Origin of the sequence: Pseudomonas sp. P7779 (assembly GCF_013386315.1) — a bacterium.
Classification (GTDB): domain Bacteria; phylum Pseudomonadota; class Gammaproteobacteria; order Pseudomonadales; family Pseudomonadaceae; genus Aquipseudomonas.
In genome coordinates, this window is sequence record NZ_JACARZ010000052.1 from 1 (window position 1) to 226 (window position 226).

Annotated in this window: 1 pseudogene; it reads left to right on the forward strand. The window is 54.9% G+C overall.

From position 1 onward, the window contains the following. A pseudogene (locus tag HX869_RS31405) lies at window positions 1–192 on the forward strand (hypothetical protein); the annotation flags it as partial. Window positions 193–226 lie beyond the last annotated feature (34 nt).

The following is a 226-nucleotide window of genomic DNA, read 5'->3' on the forward strand; positions in this document are numbered from 1 at the left end:
CAAAATCAAAAGCAGATCAAGATCAAAAGCACGCAGCCTCGCTGGCGCTCGACAACTGCTACGGGCGGTGTGGCTCTGCTTTTCTGTAGGAGCTGGCTTGCCGGCGATGCAGACAACTCGGTGCATCAGGTACACCCAGTTGATGCTATCGCAGGCAAGCCAGCTCCCACATTTGACCGTGCCCGATTCTGATCTTGCTGTTGCTGTTGCTTCACCACACTCAAGC